At 73.7% G+C, this 12,651-nt stretch carries 10 protein-coding genes; 9 read left to right on the forward strand and 1 reads right to left on the reverse strand.

Translation table 11 applies throughout. From position 1 onward, the window contains the following. The 3 genes from FXF51_RS33700 to FXF51_RS33710 are packed head-to-tail and all read left to right on the forward strand — an operon-like array spanning position 1 to position 2,845. Complete coding sequence (locus tag FXF51_RS33700; protein WP_262380017.1) at positions 1 to 987, forward strand: ABC transporter ATP-binding protein; 987 nt, start codon at positions 1 to 3, stop codon at positions 985 to 987. Next, entirely contained in the window at positions 984 to 1,994 is a 1,011-nt protein-coding gene (locus tag FXF51_RS33705) for an ABC transporter ATP-binding protein (RefSeq protein ID WP_148438746.1), read from the forward strand. Before FXF51_RS33700 ends, FXF51_RS33705 begins: the two co-directional genes overlap by 4 nt. Continuing rightward, the gene (locus FXF51_RS33710) at positions 1,994 to 2,845 is read left to right on the forward strand and encodes a GNAT family N-acetyltransferase (protein WP_148438747.1); all 852 of its coding nucleotides are present in this window, start codon (positions 1,994 to 1,996) and stop codon (positions 2,843 to 2,845) included. Before FXF51_RS33705 ends, FXF51_RS33710 begins: the two co-directional genes overlap by 1 nt. Positions 2,846 to 2,916: 71 nt before the next feature. Here the strand turns inward: FXF51_RS33710 and FXF51_RS33715 are convergent, their stop codons facing one another. After that, positions 2,917 to 4,029, reverse strand: a complete 1,113-nt coding sequence (locus tag FXF51_RS33715) for an exo-beta-N-acetylmuramidase NamZ domain-containing protein (RefSeq protein WP_148438748.1) — start codon at positions 4,027 to 4,029, stop codon at positions 2,917 to 2,919. A gap of 58 nt (positions 4,030 to 4,087) precedes the next feature. On the opposite strand from FXF51_RS33715, the gene murQ reads away from it, so the two are divergent. The 6 genes from murQ (at position 4,088) to FXF51_RS33745 (ending at position 12,611) form a co-directional block, all read left to right on the forward strand. Next, positions 4,088 to 4,987 (forward strand): N-acetylmuramic acid 6-phosphate etherase, encoded by a 900-nt coding sequence (murQ, locus tag FXF51_RS33720; RefSeq protein WP_148438749.1) that lies wholly within the window; start codon positions 4,088 to 4,090, stop codon positions 4,985 to 4,987. Between the two features lie 29 nt (positions 4,988 to 5,016). Beyond that, positions 5,017 to 6,237, forward strand: coding sequence for a serine hydrolase domain-containing protein (locus FXF51_RS33725; protein ID WP_262380018.1), 1,221 nt, complete (start codon positions 5,017 to 5,019; stop codon positions 6,235 to 6,237). A 189-nt stretch (positions 6,238 to 6,426) separates the two neighbouring features. After that, the gene (locus FXF51_RS33730; RefSeq protein ID WP_187414708.1) at positions 6,427 to 7,728 is read left to right on the forward strand and encodes an MFS transporter; all 1,302 of its coding nucleotides are present in this window, start codon (positions 6,427 to 6,429) and stop codon (positions 7,726 to 7,728) included. 1 nt (position 7,729) lies between these two features. Then, positions 7,730 to 7,933: an MbtH family protein gene (locus tag FXF51_RS33735; RefSeq protein ID WP_148438751.1), complete on the forward strand. Its 204-nt coding sequence runs from the start codon at positions 7,730 to 7,732 to the stop codon at positions 7,931 to 7,933. Then, positions 7,930 to 11,502, forward strand: coding sequence for a condensation domain-containing protein (locus FXF51_RS33740; RefSeq protein WP_187414709.1), 3,573 nt, complete (start codon positions 7,930 to 7,932; stop codon positions 11,500 to 11,502). The genes FXF51_RS33735 and FXF51_RS33740 overlap by 4 nt, the downstream gene beginning before the upstream one ends. A gap of 11 nt (positions 11,503 to 11,513) precedes the next feature. After that, positions 11,514 to 12,611 carry a MupA/Atu3671 family FMN-dependent luciferase-like monooxygenase gene (locus FXF51_RS33745; RefSeq protein WP_148438753.1) on the forward strand — a complete coding sequence of 366 codons (1,098 nt, stop codon included), beginning with the start codon at positions 11,514 to 11,516 and terminating at the stop codon, positions 12,609 to 12,611. Positions 12,612 to 12,651: the final 40 nt, after the last annotated feature.

Here is a 12,651-nt window from a genome sequence, read left to right on the forward strand (position 1 = left end):
GTGGTCAAGCAAGCGCCGGGAGTGCGCATCGGCGGCCTGACGGTCGTCTACAAGACCCCCGCGGGCGAGCTGCCCGCCGTCCGCGACGTCAGCCTGACGCTGGAGCCCGGGACGATCACCGGCATCGTCGGCGAGTCCGGCTCCGGCAAGTCCACGCTGGCGCTGTCGCTGCTCAACGCCGTCCAGCCGCCCGGCAGGATCGCGGCGGGCAGCGTGGAGATCGACGGGCTCGGTGACGTGGCCGGGCTGCGGGGCGAGGAGCTGCGCAAGGCCAGGGGCGCGCACATCGGGTACGTCTTCCAGGCCGCCCAGAACTCCCTGAACCCGCTCAAGACGGTCGGCAAGCAGTTGCTGGACCTGGGCCGCTCGCACGGCGTGGACGACCTGCGCGGCCTGGTGCGCGAGGCCAGGGAGCTGCTGGGCAGGATGGGCCTGGACGGCGCCCGGGTGCTGGACTCGCACCAGCACGAGCTGTCCGGCGGCATGCGCCAGCGCGTCGGCATCATGCTGGCCCTGGTGCTCAACGCGCACCTGGTGGTGCTGGACGAGCCGACGACCGCGCTCGACATGATCACCCAGGCGAACATCTTGAAGATCGTCCGCGAGGTGCACGCGGAGCGCGGCCTGACGACGCTGGTCATCACGCACGACATCGGCGTGGTGGCCGAGGTGGCCGACCGGCTGGCCGTCATGTACGGCGGCCGACTGGTCGAGCAGGGCCCCACCAGGCAGGTGCTCGGCGCGCCCCGGCACCCGTACACGCGGGGGCTGATCAGGGCCATCCCCCGCCTCGTCGGCGACATCGACGAGGCGCGGGCGCTGCCCGGCCGGCCGCCGACGCTGGCGACCGTGCCGAAGCAGGGCTGCGTGTTCAGGGAGCGCTGCCCGCTGCGCATGGACGTGTGCGACACCGTGGACCCCGAGGCCGTCGCCGACGGGCCCAGGACCGTGGCCTGCCACGCCGTGACCGTGAAGGAGCACGCATGATCACCGGAACCGGGGTCGTCAAGACCTTCAAGCAGCGGGGCAAGCTGCTCGGGGCCCGCGAGGTGCGGGCGCTGCGGGGCGTGGACTTCGCCATCCCCAAGGGCGGCGCGGCCTCGTTCATCGGCGAGTCCGGATGCGGGAAGACGACGCTGGGGCGGATCATCGCGGGGCTGGAGTCGTACGACGAGGGGGAGATCGCCATCGACGGCGTCTCCCTGTCGGAGCTGAAGCCCAAGCAGCGCCAGCCGCACTTCCGCAAGATCCAGCTCATCCACCAGGACCCGTACTCGGCGCTGAACCCGACCAGGACCATCCACCAGACGCTGCACGCGCCGCTGACCCTGCGCGCCAGGCAGACGGGGCGGTCGCGGTCGTGGATCGACGAGCGGGCGGCCGAGGTGCTGTCGCTGGTGGGCCTGGACCCGGGCACGGTGCTGTCGCGCTACCCGCACCAGCTCTCCGGCGGCATGCGGCAGCGCGTGGTCATCGCCCGCGCGCTGACCGTCGACCCGGAGATGCTCGTCGCCGACGAGGCCGTCTCGATGATCGACGTCTCGCTCCGGCTGGGCATCCTGGCGCTGCTGAAGGACCTGCGCGAGCGGCTGGGCGTCAGCGTGCTGTTCATCACGCACGACGTGGCCACGGCCCGCTACATCGGCGGCGACGGCGAGCTGTACGTGATCTACCGGGGCCAGGTCGTCGAGCGCGGCCCGGTGGACACGATCATCGCCGATCCCGTGCACCCGTACACGCAGTCGCTGCTGTCCGCCATCCCGGTGCTGCACGGCCTGGAGCAGCCGGGCGAGCAGCCCGTGGTGCCGCTGGAGTCGCTGGACGAGAGCCAGGCGGACGAGGGCTGCCTGTTCGCCCGCCGCTGCCCGTTCCGGGGCGAGCGGTGCGCGGACGAGCGTCCGCTGCTGCAGATCACCGACGGCGTCCCGCAGGAGCACGCGTGCTTCCACCCCGCGCGGCGCAGCGTGATCGCCCGCCCGATGAGCGAGGTCTGATGTCCTCCGTCCAGGCGGCGGATCTCGCCGGAGCGGCCGGGATCGCCGAGGCCGCGCTGACGCTCGACGCCGGGGAGGGCGCCGCCCTGGTCGGGCACCTGTCGCGCCCGCCCGCCGGTCGGCGGTGGACGGCGCTGGCCGTGGACGGCGGCGTGGTGATGGCCTCCATGTCGGAGCAGGACCCTGGCGTCGGGCACCTCGACCTGCTCGCCGTGCACCCGGACGCCAGGGGTGAGGGGCGCGGCAGGACGCTGGTGCGCGCGGCCGAGGAGTGGCTGCGCGAGCAGGGGGCGCGCCAGGCCCGCTTCGCCGGGAACCCGCCCTGCTACGCCTGGCCCGGCATCGACGTGCGCTACACCGCCGCCGCGTGCCTGGCCGAGAGCCTCGGCTACGAGCGCTACCACGTGGCCTGGAACATGACGGCCGACCTGGGCGTGGACCTGTCCACCGAGGACGAGGTGGCGCGGCTGGAGAAGGCGGGCGTCACCGTGCGGGCCGCCGTCGGGGACCGCGAGCGGGTGGCCGCGTTCGTCGAGGAGCACTGGAACGAGCGGTGGGCCTGGGAGGCCTCCACCGGGGCCGGGCTGCACTACGCGGAGCGCGACGGCGAGATCCTCGGCTTCGCCGCCTGGGGCTCGCGGCCCGCCTGGTTCGGGCCGATGGGCACCGCTCCCGGCGCGCGCGGGCTCGGGCTGGGCCGGGTGCTGCTGCGCAGGTGCCTGGCCGAGCAGCGGGCCGCCGGGCAGGACAGCGCCCAGATCGGATGGGTGGGGCCGTTGCGGTTCTACTCGCGCGCCGTGGGCGCGCGAGCGGAGCGCGTCTTCTGGCTCTACCGGCGCGATCTGGCGTGATGGCCTCGGCGGTAGAGCAGCGATCCCCCGGGACGGCCTCAGCGGCGAAGCAGCGGCCCCTCGGGACGGCCTCAGCGGTAGAGCAGCGGCCCCTCGGGACGGCGGGGCGGCGGGCACAGCTCGCGCGGGTCGGCCCCCTCGTCCAGGCACCTGATCAGGGTGTCGGACCCCCACAGGTGGTGCAGGAACAGGTCAGGGCCTGCCCATCGCAGGTCGTCCGGGTAGAGGGTGCGGGCCACGTGCAGGAGCGACAGGCCCGTCAGCACCGGCCTGAACGTGTCGCGGTCGTACACGTGGAGCTGCACCCCGCGCACGGGCACGCCGGCGTGCTTGTGGAACGTCGGCGTGAACCACGCCTCCCTGAACCGCACCCCGGGCAGGCCGAGACCGTTCAGCGCCGGGGCGAGCCGCGCGTCGGCGTACGGCGCCCCGATCAGCTCGAACGGCCTGGTCGTGCCGCGCCCCTCGGAGAAGTTCGTGCCCTCGACGAGGCCGGTGCCCGGATAGACCAGCGCGGTGTCCGGGGTCGGCATGTTGACCGAGGGCATCACCCAGGGCAGCCCTGTCTCGGCGTACGTCATGTCCCGCCGCCAGCCGTCCATCGTGACGACCGTCAGGTCCACGCCGAGCCCGAACAGCCCGGCCAGCTCCCCCACCGTCCTGCCGTGCCTGATCGGCAGCGGGAAGCGGCCCACGAAGCTGGCGAACGCCGGGTCGAGCGGCGGCCCCTCCTCGACGGTCCCGCCCAGCGGGTTCGGCCGGTCCAGTACCACGAAGCGCAGGCCGAGCCGGGCGGCCGACTCCATCAGGTCGTACATGGTCCAGACGTAGGTGTAGAAGCGGGCGCCCGCGTCGGCGATGTCGAAGACCAGCGTGTCCACGCCGGCGGACGCCACCACGCGGTCCAGCCTCTGCCCGGAGAGCTGGTAGGTGTCGTGCACCGGCAGCCCCGTCCGCTCGTCCACCGCGTCGCCCTCGGACCCGGCCGCCTGCGCGGTGCCGCGCATGCCGTGCTCGGGGCCGAACAGCGCGGTCAGTCTCACCCCCGCGGCCAGCAGGGCGTCGGCTGTGGGGGTCAGGTCGGGCAGGACTCCGGTGGAGTTGGTGACCAGGCCGAGGCGGGTGCCTCCCGCGAGGGCGGGGTCCCTGGCCAGCCGTTCTGCTCCGGTTCTCACATGTGGCATGGAACCCATTGTCTGAAAGATATTTACAAGAGAGAAGTAGAGGGTGGAAATTAGCAACATGATTGATCCGCTGCCCGAGCCGTCCACCGAGCAGAGCGATCCCCGCTACAGCCAGATCGACCGGCTGCCGACCGACCGGATCGCCCGCCTGATGAACCAGGCCGACGCCGCCGTGCCCGCCGCCGTGGCGGTGGCCATCCCGGCGATCTCGGCCGCCATCGACGCGATCGCCGAACGGATGGCCGCCGGAGGGCGGCTGTTCTACGTCGGCGCCGGCACGTCGGGGCGGCTGGCCGTGCTCGACGCCAGCGAGTGCCCGCCCACCTTCGGCACCGACCCGTCGCTGGTGCAAGGCGTGATCGCGGGCGGGCTCGACGCGCTCACCCGATCCGTCGAGGGGGCGGAGGACGACGCGGAGGCGGGCGCCGCCGCGCTGAAGGACCTGGAGGTGGGACCGCTCGACTCGGTGGTGGGCGTGTCCGCCAGCGGGCGGGCCCCTTTCGTGCTGGGCGCGCTGGCGGAGGCCACGGCCCGCGGCGCGCTCACCGTCGGCCTGTCGTGCAATGACGACGCGCCGCTGTCGGCCGCGGCCGAGCACGCCATCGAGGTGGTCGTGGGGCCCGAGCTGGTGACCGGCTCCACCCGGCTGAAGGCCGGCACGGCGCAGAAGCTCGTGCTGAACATGATCTCCACCATCTCGATGGTCAAGCTGGGCCGCACGTACGGGAACAAGATGATCGAGATGTCGGCCATGAACAGCAAGCTCGCCGGGCGGGCCATGCGCATCGTCGCCGACATCACCGGGGCCGACCGCGAGACGGCGGGCGCGGCGCTGGACGCGGCCGGGGGCCAGGCGAAGGTCGCGGTGCTGATGATCCAGCACGGGCTCGACGCCGACGGCGCCAGGGCGCTGCTGGAGTCGCACGGCGAACGCCTCAGCGACGCGCTCAGCGGCTGACCGCCCGGGGTACGGGTTCGAGCGACGGGATGGGGCGACGGGGTGAGGGGGACGGGCTGGAGACCATCGGCGAGGGGACCGGGCTGGAGGCCGTCGCGGCCGGCGGGGCGATGAGCGGCCCGCCGGAGGCGATGAGCGGCCCGCCGGGGGAGATGAGCGGCCCGCTGGAGGCGATCCTGGCGGGCGCGGTGCCGCGGGTGTGCGCCGCCGCGGTCGCGACGATCGCCGTGGACGGGGCCGTGGTGGCCACGGCCGCCGCCGGGGAGCTCGTCCGCTACGCCGACGCCCGCGGGAGCCTCGCGCCGGAACGCCCGCCCGCGAACGCCGGCTCGATCTTCGACCTGGCCTCGATCAGCAAGCTCTTCACCACGGTGGTGCTGCTGTCGCTGGCCGAGGAGGGGCGGCTGGGCCTCGACGAGCCGGTCGCCCGCTGGATCGGCGGGACCGATCCGCGCATCACGCCGCGCCGCCTGCTCACCCACACGGCGGGCCTGCCCCCGACCCGCCGGATCGACCGGGAGCTGCCCGACGCGGACGCCGCGACCCGGATGGCGGCCATGGTGCGCACGCCGATCACCCACCCGGTCGGCGGGCCGTACCTGTACAGCGACGTCGGCATGGTGATGGCGGGCCGGCTGGCCGAACTGGCGGGCGGCGCGCCGCTGGACGAACTGGTCCGCACCAGGATCACCGAGGTGCTCGGGCTCGCGGACACGTGCTACCGTCCCGCCGCGAACCGCGCGGCAGCCTCCGGGCGGAGGGCTGCCGTCGTGGATCGTGTCGCGGCGACCGAGTGGAAGGCCGAACGGCCCGGCGCCGAGCAGGGCTGTGTGCGGGGCGAGGTGCACGACGAGACCGCGTACGCGCTGGGCGGCGTCGCCGGGCACGCCGGGGTGTTCGCCACCGCCGCGGACCTCCTGACGTTCGGCGAGACGCTGCGGCGCGGCGGCGGGCCCGTGCTGAGCCCGGCCGGCGTGGCCGAGATGACCCGCGACCAGGGGGCGCGGGGCGCGCCCTTCCGGCACGGGCTGGGCGTGCGCATCGGCGACCCCGGCCTCGTCGGGCCGCTGGACGGCGCGTACGGCCACTCGGGTTTCACCGGCACGTCCCTGGTGATCGATCCCGCCCATCGCCTCACCGTGGTGCTGCTGACGAACGCCGTGCATCCCGTACGGGGCCGCGACGGCATCAGGGACCTCCGGCACGCGGTGGCTTCCGAGGCGCTGCGGCTGGTTGACCTCACCCGTTGACGGCTGGTAATTGCCGCACCACAAATAGCTTATTGCTCGCGCTCGAAACTGTGTGTGAAGGTAAAAGTGAGGCGGCCGTGAGAAACGGGGCGTCGTCTCGCAGGTTCCTTTTACTCAGAAGGGCCTCGGGCACCTATGGGCGAACCTTCAGCGTCCCAGAAAACAGGCTTTTTCCAGCGGTTCGCTGGAATGGGCAGATTCGGCTTGGTGTGGTGCGGCCAGGTCGTCACGCTGATCGGTAATTCCGTTCTCCGCTTTTCCCTCGTCATTCAGGCGTGGACCGTCGATCATCAGGCCACGCAGGTCGTCGCGCTCTCGCTGTGCGCGCTGCTCCCGCAGATGTTGCTGAGCCCCACGGCGGGCGCCCTCGTGGACCGCTGCCGCAAGCGCACCGCGCTGCAACTGGCCGACCTGGGCGGGCTGGTGGCCGTGGCCGCGATGGCGGCCGTGTACTTCCTCGGCGACCTGCGCCTGTGGCAGGTGTACGTGACGGTCGCGCTGCTCGGGGCCTGCGCCGCCTTCCAGTTCCCCGCCCTGTCGTCGGCGGTGCCGCTGCTGGTCGGCAAGGAGCAGTTGCAGCGGGCCAACGGGCTGCTGGCCACCGCCAAGAGCGTGGCCGACGTGGGCGGGCCCGCGCTGGCGGGGCTGCTCGTGGTGACCGGAGGGCTCGGCGCGGTGCTCTGGATCGACCTGGTCAGCTTCGCCTTCGCGCTCGTCACCGTACGACTGGTGCGCATGCCGGGCGACCGGCCGGGCGAGGCGGGCACGCGCAAACGGCTCGGCGCCGACTCCCTGGAGGGCCTGCGCTACCTGTTCGCCCAGCCCAGCCTGCGCGGCCTGATCCTGGTGTTCTTCGCGGTCAACCTGGTGATGGTGTTCGGGTTCGCCGTCGTGCAGCCCATGATCCTGGCCAGGACGGGCAGCGACGTCTCCGCCCTGGCCAGTGTCAACGCGGGCATCGGCGCCGGCGGCATCGCGGGCGGGCTGCTCCTGGCGGCCTGGGGCGGCCCGAAGAACCGGGTGCGCGGCATGATGCTCGGCGTCGTCGGCATGTGCGTGAGCGCGCAGATCGTCATGTCCGTGGTGCACGGCGTGGTCGCGTGGACCGCCGCCATCCTCGCCGGGGCGCTCATCATGCCGATCGTGAACGGCTCGATGCAGTCGATCATCCAGACCAAGGTGCCGGAGGAGCGGCAGGGGCGGGTGTTCGGGGCCGTCATGTTCGTCTCGCAGATCTCCTCACCGGTCGCGATGGCCTGCTCCGGGCCGCTCGCCGACCACCTCTTCGAGCCCCAGGCGGCGGCCGGCACCGGCCTGCCCGGCCTGCTGCGTCCCCTCGTGGGGACGGGGCCCGGCAGCGGCATGGCCACCATGCTGCTGCTCGCCGGCCTGCTCGGCGCCGGCGCCGCCCTGTGGGGGCTGGCCCGCCGCACCGTACGCCACCTCGACGTGCTCACGCCCGACCTCGAGAGACAACCCGCGGGAGGCTGACATGACGACCAACCCCTTCGAGGACGACAACGGCGCCTACCTGGTGCTCGTGAACGACGAGAACCAGCACTCGCTCTGGCCGTCTGACCTCGACGTGCCCGCGGGCTGGCGGGTCGCGCTGGAGGCCGCACCGCGGGCCGTGTGCCTGGAGCACATCGAGACCCATTGGACGGACCTGCGCCCGGCGAGCCTCACCCGGGCGTGACCGTGACCGTGAGCGGGGACGCCGATCGCGTACACGAGGCCTTCGCCGCCCAGGCGGCCCGCACCCCCGGCAGGACGGCGCTCATCTGCGGCGCCGACCGCCTCACCTACGCCGAACTGGACGCGCGCGCCGGCGAGCGGGCGGCCGAGCTCGGCGACGTGACCGGCCGGCTCGTCGGGGTCCGCATGGAACGCGGCGTGAACCTGGTGGTCGCACTGCTCGCGGTCCTCAAGGCGGGCGCCGGCTACCTGGTGCTCGACCCGGCCTTCCCCGCCGAACGGCTGCGCGTCATGGTCACCGGCACCGGCGCCACCGCCGTCCTCTCTCCCACCGGCCTGGAACACCCACCTGGCGTCGCGGCCCGGCAGCACGACGGGATCGCGTGCGTGATGTTCACCTCGGGCTCCACCGGCGCCCCCAAGGGCGTCGCCGCCCCGCACCGGGCGATCACCGCCACGGTCACCGGGCAGCAGTACGCACCCTTCGACACGGTATGGCTCCAGACCTCCCCGACCTCCTGGGACGCGTTCGCCCTGGAGCTGTGGGGTCCGCTGCTGTCCGGCGGAACGTGCGTCCTCTACCCCGGGCCGCGCCCCGACCCGGTCGTGCTCGCGCGGCTGGCCGCCGAGCACGGGGTGAGCGCCATGTACCTGTCGGCCGGCCTCTTCAACGTCATCGTGGACGAGTACCCGGACGCGCTGACCGGGCTCCGCCACCTGATCGTCGGCGGCGAGGCCCTGTCGCCCGCGCACGCCCGCCGCGCCCTCGACCGGCATCCCGGGCTGCGGCTGCGCAACGGCTACGGCCCCGTCGAAGGCATGATCTTCCTGACCACCCACCCGGTGACCCGCGCGGACGGGCCCGTCCCCATCGGCACGCCGCTGCGGGGCAAGCGCGTGCACGTCCTGGACGCCCGCCTCCGGCCCGTCGCCGACGGCGAGACCGGGGAGCTGTACGCGGCAGGGGACGGGCTGGCCCTCTACTACGCCGGCCGCCCGGGGCTCACGGCCGAACGCTTCGTGGCCGACCCCTTCGGCGCGCCGGGCGAACGCATGTACCGGACCGGGGACCTGGTGCGGCGGGGTCCGGGCGGGGTGCTGGAGTTCGTGGGGCGGGCCGATGAGCAGGTGAAGGTCCGCGGGTTCAGGATCGAGCCCGCGGAGGTCGAGGCCGTGCTGGCGCGGCATCCCGGGGTCGCGCAGGCGTGCGTGGTGGCCAGGGAGGACGCGGCCGGGGAGCGGCGGCTGGTCGCGTACGTGGTGGCGCGGGCCGGGGGCGGCGTCGAGCCTGAGGCGTTGCGCGGGCAGGTGGCCGCTGTGCTGCCCGAGTTCATGGTGCCGTCGGCGGTCGTGGTGCTGGAGTCCCTGCCGCTCACCGGCACGGGGAAGCTCGACCGGGCCGCGCTGCCCACGCCCACGCTCGGGCGGGGTGGGGTGAGTGAGCCGCGTTCGCCGGTGGAGGAGGTGCTGTGCGGGCTGTTCGCGGAGGTGCTGGGGGTGGCCGGGGTCGGGGTGCGGGACGACTTCTTCGCTCTGGGCGGGGATTCGCTCCGGGTGGCGCGGCTGATCAGCCGGATCCATGTCGAGATGGGGGTGGAGGTGGGGGTCAGGACGTTGTTCGAGACGCCGACCGTGGCGGGCGTCGCCAATCACCTCGCACGCTCCGCCGCGCCACCGCCGGGGGGTGATGAGCCGCAGGCCGTGGGGACCACTGCGCTCTCAGCGGGCGACGGCGCGCCGCTGTCGGCGGCGCAGCGCAGGCTGTGGTTCCTCGACCAGGTGGACGCGGGCGTGGCCTACAACATGCCCATGCTGGTACGCCTGCGCGGCCCCGTGGACGTACCCGCGCTGCGCGGCGCGCTCGAAGACGTGGTGGCCCGGCACGAGCCCCTGCGAACGGTCTTCACCGTGCACGACGGCGAGCCCGGCCAGCGAGTGCTGCCCCTCACCGAGATCACCTCCACCGGCCTGCCCGCCTTCACGGCCGTCGACGTCCCGGCCGCCGAGCTGGACGAGCGGGTCACCGAAGCGGCGCGGCACCGATTCGACCTGAGTGCGGAGCCGCCCATCCACGCCGTGCTGTTCACGACGGCGCCGCACGAGCACGCGCTGCTCCTGGTCATGCACCACATCGCCACCGACGGCTGGTCGCTGCCCCCGTTCATGCGCGACCTCTCCCTGGCCTACCGCGCACGACTCGACGGCACACCCTCCGCCTGGCCACCCCTCCCCCTCCAGTACACCGAGTACGCCGCCCGCCACCGGGAGCGGGTGAGCGCGATCGCCGGCGCGGAGCTGACGTACTGGCGCAAGGCCCTGAAGGGCATGCCGGAGCGCCTGGCGCTCCCCCGCTCCTCCCACCCGCCCTCGGGCGCCACCGCGGACACCGTGATCCGGCACATCGGCGCCGAGCTGCACGCGCGGCTGGTGGAGCTGGGGAGGCGGCGCGGGGCCACGCTGTTCATGGTGCTGCACGCGGCGCTCGCCGTCGTGCTGGAACGGGCGGGCGCGGGCACCGACGTGGCCATCGGAGCACCCGTCGCCGGGCGATCCGCCGCGTTCCTGCCGGGCGGCTCCACGCCCGGCGGCGCCGCGTCCGGCAATGCCACGCCCGGCGGCTCCGTGTCCGGTGGCTTCGTGTCCGGTGGCTTCGTGTCCGGTGGCTTCGTGTCCGGTGGCTTCGTGTCCGGTGGCTCGGTGGACGACCTCGTGGGGTTCTTCGTCAACCTGCTCGTGCTCCGTACCGACCTGTCGGGCGACCCGGCCGCCGGGGAGCTGGTGGAGCGGGTGCGGGAGGCCGACCTGGAGGCGTTCTCGCATCAGGAGGTGCCGTTCGAGCGGGTCGTGCACGAGCTGAACCCGGCCCGGCACCCGGGGCGGCATCCGCTGGTGGACGTGGTGCTGGCGCTGCAGAACAACCTGCGGGCCGAGCTGGCGCTGCCGGGGGTCGAGTCGCGGGTGGAGGTGGTCAGGACCGGGGCCGCGCGGTTCGAGCTGCTGGTGGACGTGACCGACGACTACCTGCCCGGCGGGGTTCCTGCCGGGGTCGTGGTGACGCTGGAGTACCGGGTGGACGCCTTCGAGCGGGGGGTGGTGGAGTGGCTGGGCGACGCGCTGGTGCGGGTGCTGGAAGGCATGACGGCGTCACCCGGCACGCCCGTCTCCCTGATCGCGCGCGATGCCTCGCCGCCCGAGGCTGCGGCACGGCCGCTGACCGGCACCGCGCCGTCCCCACACGAGGCCGTCCCGGTCGCGGACGGAGCGCCGTCCTGCGACGACGAGCTCGAACGGCGGATCGCCGCCGTCTGGGCCGACGTGCTCGGCGTGGCGCGGGTGGGGCGGGACGACGGCTTCTTCGCGCTGGGTGGCAACTCGCTGAGCGCCGTACGGGTCGCGGCCCGCCTGTCCGCCCAGGGCCTCCCCGCCACCGCCACCCACCTCTTCGCCTCCCCCACCGTCGCCACGCTGGCCGCCACGCTCGCCACCGAACACCCCGCAGAGCCCCCAAAACCCGTCGCACAGCCGGCCATCACCCGCCTGCCCAGAACCCCGCGCGCCCACCCCCGGTGAGGAGCACGCCCATGGACCTCAGCGTGATGTTCTTCGGCGCCGACGACGCCAGCGCCGGACACGCCGCGAAATATGCCGACATCCTGGCCATCGCACAAGCCGCCGACCAGCTCGGTTTCACCGCCGTCTGGACCCCCGAACGCCACTTCCAGCAGGTGGGCCAGCTCTTCCCGAACCCGGCCCTGCTCAGCGCCGCCCTGGCCACCGCCACCGAGCGCATCCACCTGCGCGCGGGCAGCCTGGTGCTCCCCCTGCACCACCCACTCCGGGTCGCCGAGGACTGGGCCGTCGTGGACAACCTGTCGCGCGGCCGGATCGGCGTGTCGGTGGCCACCGGCTGGCATTCCAGGGACTTCGTGCTCGCCCCCGCCGCGTACGAGGACCGCAGGGAACGCGCGTTCCGCGACCTGGCGCTGCTCCGGCGGCTGTGGGCGGGCGAGGCCGTGGAGTTCACCGACGGCACCGGCGGGCGGGTCGCGGTGACGTCCCAGCCGAGGCCGTACTCCGCGACCCTGCCGCTGTGGACGACCACCTCCGGCAGCCCCCGGACGTGGGAGGCGGCGGGACGCATGCGGACGAACATCCTCGGCGCCACCATCGGACAGACGCGCGACGAGCTGGCCGCGAAGATCCGCCTCTACCGCGACGCCTACGCCGCCGCCCCTGACCAGCCCGGCGCCCCGCCCGAAGGCACGGTCACGCTCATGGCCCACACGTTGGTGGCCGCCACCGATGAGCTGGCCAGGGAGCAGGCCGGTGGGCCGCTCATGGCGTACCTGAGGTCGTACGTGGCGCAGACCGCCGCGAACAAACAGAGCGGCGCGGACAGGCAGGGGACGCGCATGGCGCGGGGCGTCGCGGACGACAAGGGGACGCGGGTGGCCGCGCTGAATGAGGAGCAGCTCGGCGCGCTGACCGCGTTCGCCTTCCAGCGGTACCTGACCTGGGGCAGCCTCATCGGCTCCCCTGAGACGTGCCGCAAGAGCCTGGCGGACCTGGCCGACCTGGGCTGCGACGAGGTGGCCTGCTTCGTCGACTTCGGGCTCGGCGCCGACGACGTCCTGACGAGCCTGACACGACTGGCCGACCTGAGCCGGGAGGACCGATGACGAGCCTGACACGGCCGGCCGACCTGAGCCGGGAGGACCG

It is taken from the genome of Nonomuraea sp. PA05 (assembly GCF_008086045.1).
Lineage (GTDB): Bacteria > Actinomycetota > Actinomycetes > Streptosporangiales > Streptosporangiaceae > Nonomuraea > Nonomuraea monospora.